This window comes from Ruthenibacterium sp. (genome assembly GCF_017421385.1).
Classification (GTDB): Bacteria; Bacillota; Clostridia; order Oscillospirales; family Ruminococcaceae; genus Ruthenibacterium; species Ruthenibacterium lactatiformans.
The window spans coordinates 37,361-52,562 of sequence record NZ_JAFOIN010000030.1 but is presented as its reverse complement, the minus strand read 5'-3'; the positions used below and the strand labels follow the sequence as shown (position 1 = coordinate 52,562).

Annotated in this window: 18 protein-coding genes; all 18 read right to left on the bottom strand. The window is 55.4% G+C overall.

Annotated elements, in window-relative coordinates; translation table 11 throughout:
• Positions 1-155: 155 nt before the first annotated feature.
• Positions 156-560 carry a hypothetical protein gene (locus tag IIY41_RS03695; RefSeq protein ID WP_287399754.1) on the bottom strand — a complete coding sequence of 135 codons (405 nt, stop codon included), beginning with the start codon at positions 558-560 and terminating at the stop codon, positions 156-158.
• A 16-nt stretch (positions 561-576) separates the two neighbouring features.
• The gene (locus IIY41_RS03690) at positions 577-1,131 is read right to left on the bottom strand and encodes a hypothetical protein (RefSeq protein WP_287399753.1); all 555 of its coding nucleotides are present in this window, start codon (positions 1,129-1,131) and stop codon (positions 577-579) included.
• A gap of 13 nt (positions 1,132-1,144) precedes the next feature.
• Complete coding sequence (locus tag IIY41_RS03685) at positions 1,145-2,848, bottom strand: hypothetical protein (RefSeq protein WP_287399751.1); 1,704 nt, start codon at positions 2,846-2,848, stop codon at positions 1,145-1,147.
• Positions 2,849-2,889: 41 nt separating this feature from the next.
• On the bottom strand, positions 2,890-3,975 hold the full coding sequence (locus tag IIY41_RS03680) for a siphovirus ReqiPepy6 Gp37-like family protein (protein WP_287399749.1): 1,086 nt from the start codon (positions 3,973-3,975) through the stop codon (positions 2,890-2,892).
• On the bottom strand, positions 3,972-4,841 hold the full coding sequence (locus IIY41_RS03675; RefSeq protein ID WP_287399747.1) for a phage distal tail protein: 870 nt from the start codon (positions 4,839-4,841) through the stop codon (positions 3,972-3,974). Before IIY41_RS03675 ends, IIY41_RS03680 begins: the two co-directional genes overlap by 4 nt.
• Positions 4,838-6,718 (bottom strand): phage tail protein, encoded by a 1,881-nt coding sequence (locus IIY41_RS03670; protein WP_287399746.1) that lies wholly within the window; start codon positions 6,716-6,718, stop codon positions 4,838-4,840. The genes IIY41_RS03675 and IIY41_RS03670 overlap by 4 nt, the downstream gene beginning before the upstream one ends.
• A complete protein-coding gene (locus IIY41_RS03665; RefSeq protein WP_287399744.1) occupies positions 6,708-7,055 on the bottom strand; it encodes a DUF5361 domain-containing protein in 348 nt (115 codons plus the stop codon). The genes IIY41_RS03670 and IIY41_RS03665 overlap by 11 nt, the downstream gene beginning before the upstream one ends.
• A 41-nt stretch (positions 7,056-7,096) precedes the next feature.
• Positions 7,097-7,363, bottom strand: coding sequence for a hypothetical protein (locus IIY41_RS03660; RefSeq protein WP_055079825.1), 267 nt, complete (start codon positions 7,361-7,363; stop codon positions 7,097-7,099).
• 11 nt (positions 7,364-7,374) lie between these two features.
• Complete coding sequence (locus IIY41_RS03655; protein ID WP_287399742.1) at positions 7,375-7,935, bottom strand: phage tail tube protein; 561 nt, start codon at positions 7,933-7,935, stop codon at positions 7,375-7,377.
• Positions 7,936-7,941: 6 nt separating this feature from the next.
• Positions 7,942-8,286 (bottom strand): hypothetical protein, encoded by a 345-nt coding sequence (locus IIY41_RS03650; protein ID WP_287399740.1) that lies wholly within the window; start codon positions 8,284-8,286, stop codon positions 7,942-7,944.
• Positions 8,287-8,291: 5 nt separating this feature from the next.
• The gene (locus IIY41_RS03645) at positions 8,292-8,522 is read right to left on the bottom strand and encodes a hypothetical protein (RefSeq protein ID WP_287399738.1); all 231 of its coding nucleotides are present in this window, start codon (positions 8,520-8,522) and stop codon (positions 8,292-8,294) included.
• A complete protein-coding gene (locus IIY41_RS03640; protein ID WP_287399735.1) occupies positions 8,515-8,847 on the bottom strand; it encodes a hypothetical protein in 333 nt (110 codons plus the stop codon). Before IIY41_RS03640 ends, IIY41_RS03645 begins: the two co-directional genes overlap by 8 nt.
• Entirely contained in the window at positions 8,844-9,176 is a 333-nt protein-coding gene (locus IIY41_RS03635; protein WP_287399733.1) for a hypothetical protein, read from the bottom strand. Before IIY41_RS03635 ends, IIY41_RS03640 begins: the two co-directional genes overlap by 4 nt.
• Positions 9,177-9,418: 242 nt before the next feature.
• Entirely contained in the window at positions 9,419-10,315 is an 897-nt protein-coding gene (locus IIY41_RS03630; protein WP_287399731.1) for a phage major capsid protein, read from the bottom strand.
• A 14-nt stretch (positions 10,316-10,329) separates the two neighbouring features.
• On the bottom strand, positions 10,330-10,854 hold the full coding sequence (locus tag IIY41_RS03625) for a phage scaffolding protein (protein WP_287399759.1): 525 nt from the start codon (positions 10,852-10,854) through the stop codon (positions 10,330-10,332).
• A gap of 283 nt (positions 10,855-11,137) precedes the next feature.
• Entirely contained in the window at positions 11,138-12,286 is a 1,149-nt protein-coding gene (locus IIY41_RS03620; protein ID WP_287399729.1) for a VG15 protein, read from the bottom strand.
• Positions 12,258-13,667 (bottom strand): hypothetical protein, encoded by a 1,410-nt coding sequence (locus tag IIY41_RS03615; RefSeq protein ID WP_287399727.1) that lies wholly within the window; start codon positions 13,665-13,667, stop codon positions 12,258-12,260. The genes IIY41_RS03620 and IIY41_RS03615 overlap by 29 nt, the downstream gene beginning before the upstream one ends.
• Before the next feature lie 11 nt (positions 13,668-13,678).
• Positions 13,679-15,118 (bottom strand): terminase large subunit domain-containing protein, encoded by a 1,440-nt coding sequence (locus IIY41_RS03610; protein WP_287399726.1) that lies wholly within the window; start codon positions 15,116-15,118, stop codon positions 13,679-13,681.
• Positions 15,119-15,202: the final 84 nt, after the last annotated feature.

Below are 15,202 nucleotides of genomic sequence, written 5' to 3'. Positions count from 1 at the left end.
CTTGTAATCGGGCATCCGGATGGTGGTGCTGTCCAGCCCCTCCTCGTCGCTGCCGCCATGCCAGCCCTTGCCGTTGTTCCGGGTATAGCCCCACCGGCTGTACCCGTACCGCACCCGCACGCGGCCCTTAAAAATTGCCATGCGCCATGCCTCCTTTACAGCCCCAGCGCGGCAAGCTGCTGTTCGATGTAGGTGCGCTGCTCCAGCTCGGCCACAAGGTGCATTTCTTCAACGACCTGCCCGGTGGCAATGTCTGTTTTGCTCACGCGCTTTTTGCCGATGCTCGCCACAAGGCAATAGTGCTGGTACAGCGTGTCGTAGATAATATCGCCCTTTTTTATACCTTTGGCCGGGTCGTCCGCATCAGCCGTTCTTGTCAGTCGAATCTCTTCAGTCGCGGCTTCGTCCATAAAAGCAGCCTCGAACTCGGCCGCTGTCATGGCATCTTCGGACATGTGGATTTCCATGCGGCTGCGGGCGTTCGGGCTGCTGCTCGGATAGATTGCCGTACCGTCAAGCGCACCATATTCTTTTCCATTTTTTAAGGTTATTTTCAGCATTTTTCGTTCCTCCGTTTTAAATCAAATAGCAGCCGTTCATCTGAATAACGGCGTTTAAGCCTCTCGACGTAGCGCCAGAATCTACTTCTAATATCAGATAATAATTTCCGTTGGCCGAGTTTATGGTAAAAAGATCACCGGAGCCATAAGTAACGTCATACCCGCCAAGCGTTTCCCCGGTGTCGTGATATATAAGGCGTTGAACCCAATTCCCATTGATGTCGCCAAGAGACACCGCTATTTTTGAAAAACTGTTTGTGATGTATGCGCGCAGCGCCGAAAAGTACAGTTTTGAATAGCCTACCGAACTGAACGGCCCGAGTATCGCGCGGCCCCATCCGCGTTCAGTACCGCCGAATGCGTCCACTTTGATGGACGAGCCGGTGTTAGTAACAGTGAAGTAATCGGTCCATCCAAGGTTCTGCGTCTTTGCCACTGGTATCCCAGGGTATACCTTCTGCTGCCGCTGCCACACAAGCACATCGTTGAAATAATACTTTTTTAACTGCACATCGTTAAACCGGATATAGCTCGACTCGGGGATAAGCACATCATTTTGGCGATAACTCACGTCGTTCTCCCCCTCAACTGTAATACACCCATAGATCTGTACCATTCAGCCCCATGGAAAGGTTAGACGCCCGGCCCGCAGTTGTCGCGTTGTCCGCGTAAAGAGCGGCATAATATTTGCGCGTGCCGTCTCTGTTGTTCGTGCCGGTAAACGGGAAATACCAGGTATTTCGATTGTTCGGGCCGGGGTTATCCACGACAGGAGCAAGTCCCGCAAGTTTTGACGAATCAGCTGCTTTCTCTGTTTTCCCCAAGGCCCCCACAAGGGCGGCAGTAAGCTGCAAGATGGCCGCTTCGCTTCCATCGAACGTGGCTACAACTTCTCCCGCGGCATTTTTCAGGGTGAGAGCATTTGACACTTTTTCGGCCTCATCCACCACGCCGTCGCCGTCCGCATCGTATGTGCGGGAGCCGACAAGCTCCGTCATCCGCACCTCAAGCTCACCGCCGGTCATAACGTTGAGAGGCCCAGCGGCGTTGTCAATGGTAAGCGGGTCTGTAGCGTACACTTCCGGCGCGGCGAGCTGGTAGGCTACTTGGACGGGTGTGCCAGCTTCTTTTTGGGCGGCGAGGTAGGCTTTCCAGTTCGCCAGACCGCCTTCGTCGCCGGTATAATCGCCGTTTGGGTTATATACTACTGCCGCACCGTTATCAGTAAGCCCGATTTTTCCTTTGCCATATGCCCCATATGGATAATGAGAACACACACCATTGACTCGATTCGCAGGCGTTGGCCATGAGGCGCTATAATCGAGATAAAACATGCCCTCGAAAATATGTGAAGCCTCCGTCCCATCCAGCTCCACAAAGCCCACATTGTACGTCACAACGAGCTTTTCGGTACCTTCATATTCTTGTCGGGTAACACACACATCCCGCACATCTCCTACACGCCGCAGCGGGCGCGGAATTGGCAGCTCGGTAACATCATCGTTTACCGTAACCGACGATATACCCGTGAGCGCCACGGGGGCCTCAGTTGTGCCGCCCTGTGCGTTTTCACCGTAGAGGTTAAGAGAGTCAATGCGATTCGCGCCAGCAGCCTCGATGGAGATAGGATTGCCTTTCAGTTTGAAAGAATCTCCTACGGCGGCCGCATTCAGGTTGTCCACCTGCTGCTGCAGCGCCGTGGCAGGATCTTCGCCGAGCTTCCCTTTCAGGTCCTCGAACCAAGCGTCAAACTCGGAGGACTGCTGAACAATTTGCGCATCCAGGGTGGCGGTAAGTTCAGTCAGAATCTGCTGGGCCTGCGCATGCAGCGATGCCGTGGGAATGCCCGTTACGCCGTCACGCATCAGCCCACAGTATTCTTCGTTGAGGCGCTGGTCAGTGATGGCGCTGGCGCTGATGCTGATGACGCCTGCACCGATCAGGACCGTGGCGATATACAACTCGTCGTAATTAGCGTCGCGTACAGGCGGTACCACGATGGGGGCGGAAGATGGAGCGCCTTTTTTTACCACGATCTCGGCGCGATTGTTCACCTTATCGAGCCGGCATACAATTGCGTCGATGCGCTTGAGTGCGCCGTCGGCGGTGTCCAGATCGAGAGTGAGTGCCTGCTCCTGCAAGGCGGCTGTACCCCAATAGTCCGACCATTTGAGCCAGGCAAGGCCGGGGGAAACGGATACGGACAGGCCGCTTTCGCTGGGCGTCACTGCGAGGTTTCCGTCAGAAGAAAAAACGCCGCGCGTGCGCGTGGCGAGATAAGTGCCCATATCCTTGGCTTCGTAGGGCGTATTGTCGAGAGGAAAACAGATCATCGGCTCAAAGCCTCCTTTGTAAGGTTGAAATCCGAGAGCACAGCAGTAACCTTTTTGCCGGTACTCTCGTAGATAGTGCGAACAGCCGAAATACGCGCGGACAGCCGTAGGCCGTACCGGGTGAGCTTGAGGGGCACGATATCGCCGAGCGCGTAGTCTCGGCCATACTCCATCAGTCCCTGGCCGATGGACGCATCGATTTCCAGCGTTTGCAGGTTCTCCGCCAGTTTTTCCAGCCCGCGGGCCTGCAGAACAGCCGCGTATTCTTCGTCGGTATAGGTGGCTTCGGTGTATGTATAGCCGCCGCTGCCGTCCGGCGCGGCGATTTGGTAGGTCGTGCCGATGTCCTTAGCGTCTACCCACAGTTCGCGAAGCTCATCGCCGGTATACGCGCCGAGGCTCGCCGTCACAATCTTTCGGTTCACGCCCTCGCCTTGCCCGCCGATGATGGCATGATTTTTCCAGCCATCTGAGCCGCGCACGATCTTGAGGCCGGACAGGTTGTCGATGTCGTCGCCAAAATAGCCGTTGTACCCGGCGCCCTGTGTGCGGTCTACGCCTTCGTAGACTTCGAAAGTCTCTGTACCCGTATCAGGCGCAAACACCTCCCGAAAGCCCAACCCTGACGCCGTAGCGAGAGTGATTTCGGCATCCAGCACACTGCCCCAAGTGATTTGCGTATCGAGAGAGACCGCGATGCCTTTGGCCGCGCCTGTGATGCCGGGCAGTCCCCGGCGGTGTTTGGTGGTGAGGGACAACATACCGGCTTCGGTGTTGTGCACCTGTTCTGTGGCCATAACGACACGGTCCGCCCAGCGGGCTGCGGATAACACGGCCCGCACAGTGAGTTTGGCGTCCTTTCCGTCATCGTCTATTTGCGTTTGGCGGATGATGGCGCTTTCAGGCTGCTCCGTGCAATACAGGCGGTTGCCGTCAACCAGCAGCGTGCGGTTTTTCTCTGTGGCGCTGCACACCAGTTTGATTTCTCCGGCGTCCTGATACTCCGATAGCCATTGCAGGCTTCGAATATCCTCGACAAGCCCGATGCGCTCCCGGGCGGGGCTGTACACATAGAGTGTCATATACCAGGGACCACCCCTTTCGGCATGATGACCTGTACGCGAAGCCCCTCCCGGTTGTTGGCCGCGTCGCAGCGGATGGTATTCGTTCCGGGAGCCATCTGCATATTGAGATCGCTGCCGACATCCAGATATTTGAAGCCGTTAGCTTGCGTGCCGTCCGGGAGCTGGAGCGTAACGCCTTTACGGCCATAGACAGTAGAGACTGTGATTTTTTCGCCGGCTGCCATCACCTTATTAATTTTGATAAAGGTGCCGCGCTCGACATGGTAAAATTCAGGGTCTGTTACTTCGGTGGCTGCGGTGAATATGACGTCAAATTCCATCGCAGCCGTGCCGTCGTTATTTACGACGGTGAACAGGCTGTCCGAATATTTGGATATATACCAGGTGCCTGCCAGCGAACACGGAAACTGGAACAGCTTCGTAAGGCCCGCGACCTGCGCGCTGCCGTCCGCCGTACTGCGCCAGTATGGGTAGGGGCAGTGCAAGACAAATTGAAAGTCCTGCACAACAGAGCCGTCGGAAAATTCCGGCGTCCGTTTCGGCGCACCGTCGATGTACCAGCTTTCGCCGTTCTGGATGACGGTCAGGCGCCCGGTCACGCCCGGCAGCACACAGGCCAGGATGCCGCGGCGGTTCGCCTCCACCGCGGCGAGGACCGCGCCGTTGATGGTGATGTCCCTCGGCTGCACGGATTGATTGCTGATGGTGCTGCCCACCTGCCCGGCCCCTTGGGATTCGCTGACAGCGACATCGTTGCCCGAGGCGCCGGTGATGGAGGTGACCCAGAGTGCGCTGCCGTGTTTGCTCAAGAACGTGATACTGTTGACGCCGGACGTATATATAACGATGGTGTCCCTGTTCATGGATTTTTCCACCGGCTCCTTTCCAGCAGATTTTCAGCTTCGCGCGTAAGCTCGCTTTCTGACAAACTGTCATGTGTATTGATAGTTTGGTAAAAATTTGTTGTCCCGCCATAACCTCCTGCATAGGCAAGCGCCGGTGCCCCCGTCGGGTGGCCATAGCGTAACCCCATCACTATATCGGCATTCATAGCGCCCGAGGTAAGTTCAGAGATGCCGCGCATGGCTTTTGAGATGGGACGTGTATTCCTTTCGATACCCGCGGCGATACCCAGCGGGATAAATTTGCCGACCTCGTCACGCATAAGCTTGGATGGAGATGCAATTCCAAAAAAACTTTTAATGGCGTCAAGTGCTGAACGGGCGATATTAACCGCTGCATCCCACAATGCTCCCGCCATGGCGCCGATACCATTGATGAGACCGCTGATAATGTCTTTCCCGAGCTGGAGCCAGTCTGTTTCCAGAATGGTATTCCACAGCATTCCTGCGATTTCGCCTGCAGCGGCAACAATATCCGGCAGAGCGTTTCCAATTCCCTTGATTAAATTGACAATCATATCGAATCCAGCAGAAAGAATCTGCGGGAAATTTTGAATAAGCCCTTTCACCATGGATAAAATCGCCTGAGCAGCAGCCACGAGCATCTGTGGCAGGGCTTGTCCTATTCCGTCGATTAGCGACATGAGTACATCTGTGCCGGTCTGAATGCACAGCGGGAAGTTCGCCACGAACGTGCTTATCAGTGTTGTAATGATGTCGAGTGCCATCTGAAACACCTGTGGGAGAGATGACGATATCCCGCTGATGACCTGCGTGAGGATTTCTCCGCCCTGTTGGAGCAATTGCGGCCACATTGTGGAAAATCCCGCGCACAACTGTGCAACGATTTGTTGAGCCGACGCAAGCATTTGCGGCAGACCTGATGCTATAGCGGCCCGCATTTGAGGAAGAAACTCCATGAAAGCCGAAACCAACTGCGGCAGGGCTGTTTGAATGAATGTTACAAGCGCGCCAGGCAACGCGCTGATAATATTCCATACTGCGGGCAGTAAATTTCCGACTAGAAAAGTGGTTACAGTCTGCGCGAGCGCTTGCAATGCAGGGCCTACATCCTGCCCAAGCGTAAGTTGACCGAGCACGTTTTTGAATGCAGCCTTCATAGACGCGAAAGAGCCGGATATCGTGGATGCGGCCTCCTTGGCCGTCGTACCCGTGATATCCAGCTCTTCCTGTATTACATGAATAGCGGAGTAAACGTCGCTCAGATTATTGATGTCATATTTTACTCCGGTAATTTTCTGTGCGTCGGCCAGCAGGCGCTCCATTTCAGTTTTTGTACCGCCATACCCGAGCTTTAAGTTGTCAAGCATGGTATAGTTCTGCTTCGCAAATCCCTGATAGGCGTTTTTTATGTCCTCCATGCTGGTGCCCATCTTATTGGCATTGTCGGACATATCCTGCATAGCCATATCCGCGATATCTGCCGCCTTGGCAGTGTCCCCAGCCATACTCTGCAAGAGGCTTGCTGAAAAGCTTGTGGTCAGCTCCATGTACTCGTTGGCGCTCATGCCAGCTGTACGGTATGCTTCTGCAGCATTTTGTTTGACCTTATCGGCACTTTCTTTAAACAGCGTTTCAATGCCGCCGATGCTCTGTTGCAGCGCTGCTCCCTCGGTGATGGTAGCCGACAAGGCTTTTCCGATGGCAGCCGTCGCAATAATGCCCTTCAACGCGCCAATGAGCTTTCCGCCAAAACCTTTACCGGCGGCCGTTCCGGCACTGTCAGCCTCTCCGCCCAAGGCTTGCGTGATGCTGCCCTTGATGCCCTGTGCTGATGGTACAATCTGCACATAGGCTTTTGCAAGTTCAGTAGCCATGCTTCACCCCCGTTATCCGCTCCCATTCAGCTTTAAAATCTTCTGCATTTTTAAAGGATTGTACCGGCCCGCAGTTGCGCCCCTGCCCCATCATAGCCGACAGAATTGAGGCTGGCCGCTTTCGACCTGCTTGGCCGTCTTTGGTCTGTGCCCAGGCCAAAAAAGAAAGTCTATCTACGGCGGCGGACAACAACAATGTATCCGTGGCAACGCGCATGCCAGATAGATGCATTTTGATGCGGGAATCATCCCTCAAACCGACAGCGAGCGTTGCCAGCAGATTAACCGGCAACGCTCTGTAGTCAAATATCCCGTATGTTTCCGCGAAATCGCACACAAGGGCATCCTCATCCGCGGCGATCATGTCGGCGAGGGCGATTATTTTTTTCCTTTTGCACCAAATGCCGAGAATATTTCGATCAGCTCCTGGCTCACAGCGTCGACAGGCACACGTCCGTCATCGTTTCGCAGATGGTCGTACAGATTCTTGCGCATATCTTTTCCGAGCAGCAGCAGGCACGCCCTTGAGATTGCAATGGGGTTGTCATCTTCCGTCTCGGCCAAAGCGTCAACGAGTTCCATATTGTTGATGGCGTTTTCATCGAGCGCAAACAGGAATCCGGATTTTGTTTTTCCCTCTACCATGATGCCCCTCCTTATGCACTCGCCACATTCTTGATGTACTCGTAATGCGTGTTGCCACTGCTGTCAGCCGATGCGGTGATCGTGGTCTCGTATCCGACTTCCTTCTCATCCGCATAGGTAATGTCGCCCACTTCGGACACTTTGCCGTTGGGGATGACGATGCGTTTTGCGACGCTGCCGCGCAGGATCATATCGACAACCCACACGCATGCAGGCTGCTCGGTGTTATTGGCTTTGACCGTGATGCCGGTCTCCAGCGTCCCGGTAACATTCGAATCTCCGTATACGGCCTTCAGGGCCTCGATGTTCAACGCTTCAATGAGCGTAAACTTGAAGGTGTCTTCCTTGCTGCTCTGGTATGTGTATACGGTATCGCCGCCCCAGGCCTTGATGCTGTCACTCTCGGGCGAATTGCTGTTGACAAGTCCGTCCTCGCTGGCATATCCCAGCTCCTTGAACGCAACATCAAGCTCTGAAGACGCATCCGTGGGCAGGCTTGTGCCCAGAGGCGCGCGATAGATGGCACCGCCCGTTTTGGGTTTGCTCACGGTTACTTTGGTCGCGTCTGCCATAGTCCTTTATCTCCTTTCGTAGTGCGTCACATCGTATACCGCCTGATAGCGATACCGTTTGGACGCTGTATCGGTAAAATTGTAATCGCTGTTTAACCGTGCCGCACCGATATCTGCCAGCTCGGGTAAACTGTCCATGGCTTGCTTTACCTGGTCGTTTAGCTGTGCCGCTTCCAGCAGGCTTCCGGCATAGGACTGCACCGCCATCATGGCCGTGCAGATGCAGTTTTTTCGGCTGCTGCTGGTTTTTTCCAGCACAACAAAAGATGCTGGAGTTTCCTCCGGCACCTCCATGAAAATAGGCACGGCGAGTTTTTCGGCCAGATGATCCAATATGATTTTTTCGATCATACGTGTCACCTCATTGCCTTAAGCATCGTATTGTTTTTCAAATTGTCATTTTCAGCGGCGTTCGTGGCGGCGCCTACGATAGCCACTGCGCGTGTTTGTGCGATATACACCTCATAGCCATCTCCAGCCCGTGACTTGATCTCTGCGGCGCGTGCCTCCATAACGGCTTTCATCTCCGCGCTGCGCAGTAGCCCTCGCACACCGGCTGAGTTCAGCACGACCTTCAGTTTACCCATACCGCTCCACCTTCACCTTTTTGTTCCAAAGCAGCGGGATCAAATCATCGATGCCCTGGGTCACGCCGCCATAGGTGCGAAATTTTTTGCCGAAAAACTCGACAGTCGCATTTTCCCAGTCGTGGGCGTCTCCTTTAGGAATGCCCAGCGTGTAGGCGATTCGCTTGCCGTACAACTGCAGGTCGTTGACGATGTCCTCTGCTGTAGGTTCACCCACAAGCACGTTGGGAACGTCTATCGGGGTTTCGGCATAGACCGGCGCATTGAATGCGTCAGTGCCTGTCTGCGACTTTACATAGAGCCGGACGGTAATGCCGTGAATCATTCTGCCACCACCCCTTCCAGCGTACTGTAGCAGCCGATTTTGTTTCCGATGCCAAGCAGCCGCTTTTCAAGCTTGGACAGATACATCTCTCCCACGCTGCCGCTGTTCATGATCCAGCTTTGTGAATATCCGAGAGCCGCCACTGAACCCTGTGTCGCTCCCGTAGGAAATGTGATGGCGTCACCCTCTCCGCTGCCAAGCTGTCGGCGCACCATCCGGCAGGAGACAAGCGCTTTTGCATCTGCAGCCGCACCTTTGCTGTATGCATCGATGATGATGGCGGCCTCCTCCAGCATTGCGTCACACCGCGCGGCCTCATCGTCACTCAAGGGGCGAAATCCTGCTTCAACATCTGATACTTCAGCATATTTCATCGCCGCACCTCATTTCTTTACGGGCGCACACTTTTTTCGGGCCTGCCGGGGCGTTTTCTCTGGAAGCGCGGGGGCCGTTCTGGCCCCCGCAGCATCCTTTTCAACAGGTTTGTGACCCGCAAGGCGGTATTCCCCCTCGCGTCCCGGAGCCACCCACATGCGCGTCCCCGTTAAGCTGTTGATGAACTCCGCCATGGTTAGCCACCCGTCTTTGCCTTGCCCGTAAGTTTGTTGAATACGGAGGTGTCGCAGCGGAAACCGACCTCGATCTCGGCGCGGACGGCGAACATATTCTGCTCAAACAGATTGATGGTGCTCTCGCCGTCGGTCAGTGTTGCCTGGTCGGAAATGGCGATCTGTACGCCCTCCACAGTACCGTACACAGCCTGCGTCCAGTCGCCTGCAAAGCCCACGACTGCATCGGCGGAGGAAGTCTCGGCGATGTAAGCGCCCTTGCTCTGCTTGACAGGCGCGCCCAGGATCATCGGAACCGCTCCATCCGCCACGTTGTTGATGAACAGCGGGCGCTTGTTGCCATCCACGGCAGTCAGCAGCATGGATTTCGCCTTCGGGGAAAGAACCCAGCCGTTCAGAATGCCATCATGGTCAGCAATGTCCGCGTCCGCTGCCACAAGTCCGCCGTAGGCATCGGTCAGGATGCTCTGAGCAGTGCATTTTGCCAGAGAATCGAAATTAGAGCCGGGCACGTCAGCCGCGCCGAAAACAGTGGCGTCGAACTTCTTGGCCAACACGCCCGGCAGCCGCTGCACCATGGCGTCGTAAAGCGCTTTCGCGTCGCGTCGGAACTGGTTGGAGAAAGGCACGATGACTGCCAGCGTGTAAGGGGCCATCTGCTTGGTTGCCAGAGTGCCGCGCTTGACCGGTTTCTTTTCGGTCTCTCCGACCCAGCCGGCTTCAGGATCGCCGGTAATGATCGGCACGGTCACGCCAAGGCCGGGCAACGCAATCCGACGAGCCAGACGCATAACGGCGGAGGATTCCTGCGTCTTCTGCAAAATATCGCCGGAAACAGCAGGGGGGAGTGAGATAGAAGTCGTTCGGTTAATGTCAATAGTAGATCCACTAGATGCCATAATTTTTTTCTCCTTTACTTCATGACCTGGTTGAACCACTCAGCGAACTGCTCGCTGGCGGTCCCACTAGGCTGGTTGTTTGGATCCCCGCCGTCCCTTACGTTCGGATAGCCGGACACAAAGGCGTTTGGGTCGGTCTTTTTGTAGTCGGCAAGGAAGTCATCAAAGCCCAGCAGCTTGCCGTCCTGCAGGGTCAGATTTTTTGCCTTCAGCTCTGCCAGAAAGGCTTTTCTGGCGCTCTCGCAGGAAAAACGGACACCGGACACGGCACTCTGGGCGGCAAAATCGCTCTGCAGTGCGGCCACCTGTGCCTTGGCTTTACTTTCTGCCTCTGCGGCCTTATTTTTCCAGTCGGGGTCGTAGCCCTCCAGTTTCTTGTTGGCCTCACCAAGCTGCGTCCGCGCGGCGTCCCGCTCGGTGGTCAGCGTGGTGATGGTCTGCTTCTGGCGTTCGATATCAGCGCCATGCAAATCCATGATTTTGGTGAGCTGCTCATCGGTGATGTCGGGGAGAATCCCTTTTACTTCCTCGCGCTTCATATTCAATCCTTTCCGCCCTGTGCTTTTTACGGGGTCGCTCCCTCGGGCTGTACAGTTTTACGCCGTGCCGGGCATATTTGGGTATGAAAAGTGCCCGCCTGCCCCTCGTGCGGGGCAAACAGGCATGAAAAAGCGCCCTTGCATATAAAGCAAAAGCGCTGATGACATACTTCCCATTGACAATATGAGATAGTTTATTTATACTAATAATCGGAGGGGGGACCTACCATCAGTCATAGAGATGAGTTCCTCTACCCCAACAGGGCTGCTATGACCGGCCCTGTTATTTTTTATATCTGAGAATTTTCAACAGGTCATTTCCTTGTTTCAATACAATATCAATCGTTTCCACGTTCCCCCGCAAAAATCGTCTCGTCAGCTGTTTTTCTAACTGTTCTATGTCAATTAGTTCGTTTGCAAGACTTAAAACAATACCTCCTGGGTTATCAGCGATTTGTTTTAAGGCGTGACGCATCGATAAATCTGCGCTATTAACCGAGGAGGCGATTTTTAACTCCCACAAATGTTCCCTCCATAAGTAGTCTGGCATTTTCTGTCCCTGTATATTTGATTCGTTCAACAGCACAATGTTGCCGCCGAGGTTGTAGTGCAGCCATTGTGCTGTTTCTATTTCTGCTGCGTGGCGTGTGCGGTCATAACCCTCATCAAAGGTGATGGAGCCAATGCCGGGTGTTGCCGTGCGCAGATATTCTTTCAGAACATCAATTGGTCCGCTGCGCTCTTTCCTCGCCGCATACGCCGCGCGCTTCTGGGCGTTGATCTTGTCCTTGTTTTTGGCGTACTGCGCCCGGCGCATGGCGTTGATGTCGCCGCCATAGTCCTCATACTGCTTCAGATATTTTTCCGGGTCGTATCCAGCCACGGTTGTGCGGCTGTCGAAGCGCACCGCGTACTCGCAATTGCAGTGTGTGTGGATGTGCTCGGCATGGTCGCCTTTCAGGGCCTTTTTACTGGCCCTCTGCCAGCCGCGGCTTGCCAGCGTGATGCAGAACGGGCATGTATCCCCATACGGTACCCATGCCCACTCAGCGCCGTCGCGGATAGCGTTTTTCAGCGTGGTATCCGCCCCGGCGCGCTTCACAAGACGGCTCACGCCGCCCTGCAGCTGCGGGGGACTCTGTTTGGTAGCGTTCACCATTTTTGCGGTCTCGTTGTAATCTGCAGGTTCGGCAGGCACTGCGGGCGGCACATCTGCGCCGGATGCCTCTGCCATAGCATCGTACATCTGGCAGGCAAGTTCTGCGCTTCCCTCGCCGTATTTCTGCACCAGCGCCTGCGCATAAGCAATCAGTGCGTCCGTATCCTGCGTGCCGTGGCGGGCGATGTAATCGGCCATTTTTTGCCCGGCGGTCTCGTTAATTTTCGCCAGCCGGGTGATGTACTCAATCCACGTCTTCTCCGTTATCCGCATTGTCCACCTCGACAATCAACTGCTGGCCGCGCATCCGCTGCTCCTGCGCCTTGATGCGCCGGATGTCCGCCTGATCGAAACCAATCATTTCGAGGAACGTGTCGGTGCTGGAAAATTCCTTTCGGGCGGAAGCAATCTTGATTGCCGCGTCCGCTGTCACCGCCACGCTGGGCATGGCCGGGTTTTTGAAGTGCGGCATGATGTCCAGTTCCTCTGTGGTCAACTCATCCAGACGAACGTCCCGGACGATGGCCTGTGCCATCTGGATGATGGTTTTCAGCGCGTCGCCGTTCCCCGTGTTCAACTGCTGAGCCATGAGCACCAGCGTCTGGCTCTGGGCCAGAATGGCATCACTGCTGGTGGGGTTCGCGTCGTTGATAATTCCCACATCGGTGATGGTCAATCCAGTGGCCGCTGAGAACTGGGTGGCCGTCATGCGCATCTTGTCTACATGCGGCTGAAGGCTGCCTTGTGCCAGTTGCCCGAACACTGGATTTTCCCCAGTCTCCGGATTGCTGGTGGATGCCAGCAGACTTCCCACATACTGCTTGAATTTATCCGACATGATAACGTCGTACTGTTCATCGGTCACACCCAACAAATACTTTTGTGGAGTGGTATCGAACTCCAGCGCAATGGTGGCGTTGGCCACAATCCTGATATAATCGTCGATAAGAGCGCGTACCGCCCGCTTGAGGCGTGACCTCCCAAAGGGCTTACCAGTTGTGGCATTCCAGAGCAGAGGCTCCATCAGGGGGCGGCCCATTCTATGAGTGTGTCGCTCCGCTGTCCAAATGCTATTTCGTTCTGTTAGAACGATCACCGCGTCGTCCGTGTACAGATTGACGATGTGAGGCCGCCATGTGCCTTCGTCTTTTTCATCCGGCACTGTGTCGATGATAGCGAGACCGCAGCTGATGCGTCCTTTTTCACCGCTCCACAGTGCTGCAGAAGTAGCAGGTGAATGAAATCGGATGCGGCATTTCAGCATAGGGTCGGATGACAGGGTGGCGAATACGCAGCCATATTTCAACTCGTCCCGGCAAGCCTTGCCGTATTCAGCCAGCATCCGGTTTCCGTTCACCAGTTGAGCCACTGTGTCCGCCGCTGTACCGCTGCCTACAAAGCCGTCGAACATGCTGCGGGATGCCAGAGCATCTACGGCCTTCTGACCCCAGTTGCAGCCCACTTCCAGATTCCGCAGTCCCCGCGGCAGTGCGATGCCGAGGTTCACATCGTTCAGCGTCACGTGGCCCTCGTAATACTTGTCCTTTATTGCGTTGCGGCCCTGGTGGTATTGGTACACATCAGCCAAATCGCACAACTGGCGCAGTTCCTCGACGGTCAGGCCCCGCACGGTTCCAAAGTTCAATGTGATCATCGTTTCACCCCTTATCCGATACGCATTTTCCGCGTCGGGTCTCGTTTGCTTGTTTTCGCTCCCCACAGTGCAAGGGCGCACGCTTCAACCGGCAGGCTGTTCTCCCCGCCGAACCCAAAACCTCCCGCTATAGGGCGTTTGGCAGCGGTCACGGCGCTGTCTCGCAAAATTTCCTGTGGTCTATACCATGTCAGCTCGCCCTCGTTGACGCTGTTGACCAGAAGCCCCGCAGCAGCCACGACATCCTTGGCGGCGGGCCGGATTACAGCTCCCTTCATGCGCCAGGTATCGCTGATCCTGTCCACCAGCACGTCAGCACCGCCTCTTCCGTCAATCACAACACAGCTTGCCTTGGAATACCGCTCATTCAGCCAGTCGACAAGCCATGTAAGGCCGCGCCCCCCGGGCTGCAGCTCGATAAGAGAGATGCGGGCCGGATCATCTTTCGGAATCACCGCGCCGCACAGGCAGACTGCGCTGCCATCAGCAGCAAACTTAACGCCGTATGCGGTTTTGCCCTCAGGCTTCGTGTCATCGCTGGCACATTTATTCCAGGCATCCTTGTCGATGGCGTGATCTACCTGTTCTGTGTGCACCGGGCTCCACCAGCCGAGGCGTTCCCTGGCAAAGGTGTCCGGGTCAAACTGTTCGGCCTCACCCTCAATTGTGGAGAGTTGGATGCGCCGCCCCAGCGCCGGGTTTGATTTTGCCCATCGGTTTTTGTCCTTCACGTTCCCGATCTCCTTCACGGAAAACTCAAACCAGGCAGTGCGCCGGGATTCTCCGGCAAGGGCGCGGCGACGCAATTCCCGAAAAACGGTGCCGGTCACGTCCGGTCCGGGCGGTGTCCCTACGTAGATGGTCTGGGGGTTCAAACTGGCGGAAATGGCAGGCAGGAAAGACCCTTGCGCCGTTTCGTCCAGCTCCTGGGCCTCGTCGAAAATCAGCAGGTCGCCATGCTGGCCGCGTCCGCCATTCCGGGTGCGAGCCAGAAACTTGATGCGTGAGCCACTCTTCAAAATAATTTGTTCGCGGCCAAGCGCAGTTTTAATTTCAGCCACATGTCGGCGCAGTTTGGCTCCCTCAAAGAAATCGCGCATCTCCTCAAACGTCTCTGTTGCCGTTTTTTGGAGGTGCGCGGTGTAAATAACAGATTCGTTGAACAATAGCATCCCCGCTATGGACCGTCCCTGTACCAGTAAGCTCTTGCCGTTCTGGCGGGGGACGCTGCCGCCGCAGGAAGGCGCCGCCCAGCGCCCAGCAGCATCTCGGCCCATCCAATCCGCCAAAACGTCACACTGCCATGGATCCAGTATGGTACCGCCTACTTTTAACAATTGGGCCGCATCCTGTCCGTCGGAACTACGGTACTCCGGCGCGATTCTTTCGGACGGCTCCTGGCTTCCCAGCAGCTTGTCTGATTGAGAGGATCTCGCCGATTTCGTCGCCATTGCTTTCTGCTCCTTCTATCTCCTCAATTTCCCGAACAGTCTCGCGGTACTGCTTGGCCAGTGCAGGCAATTCCCTTGCATTTT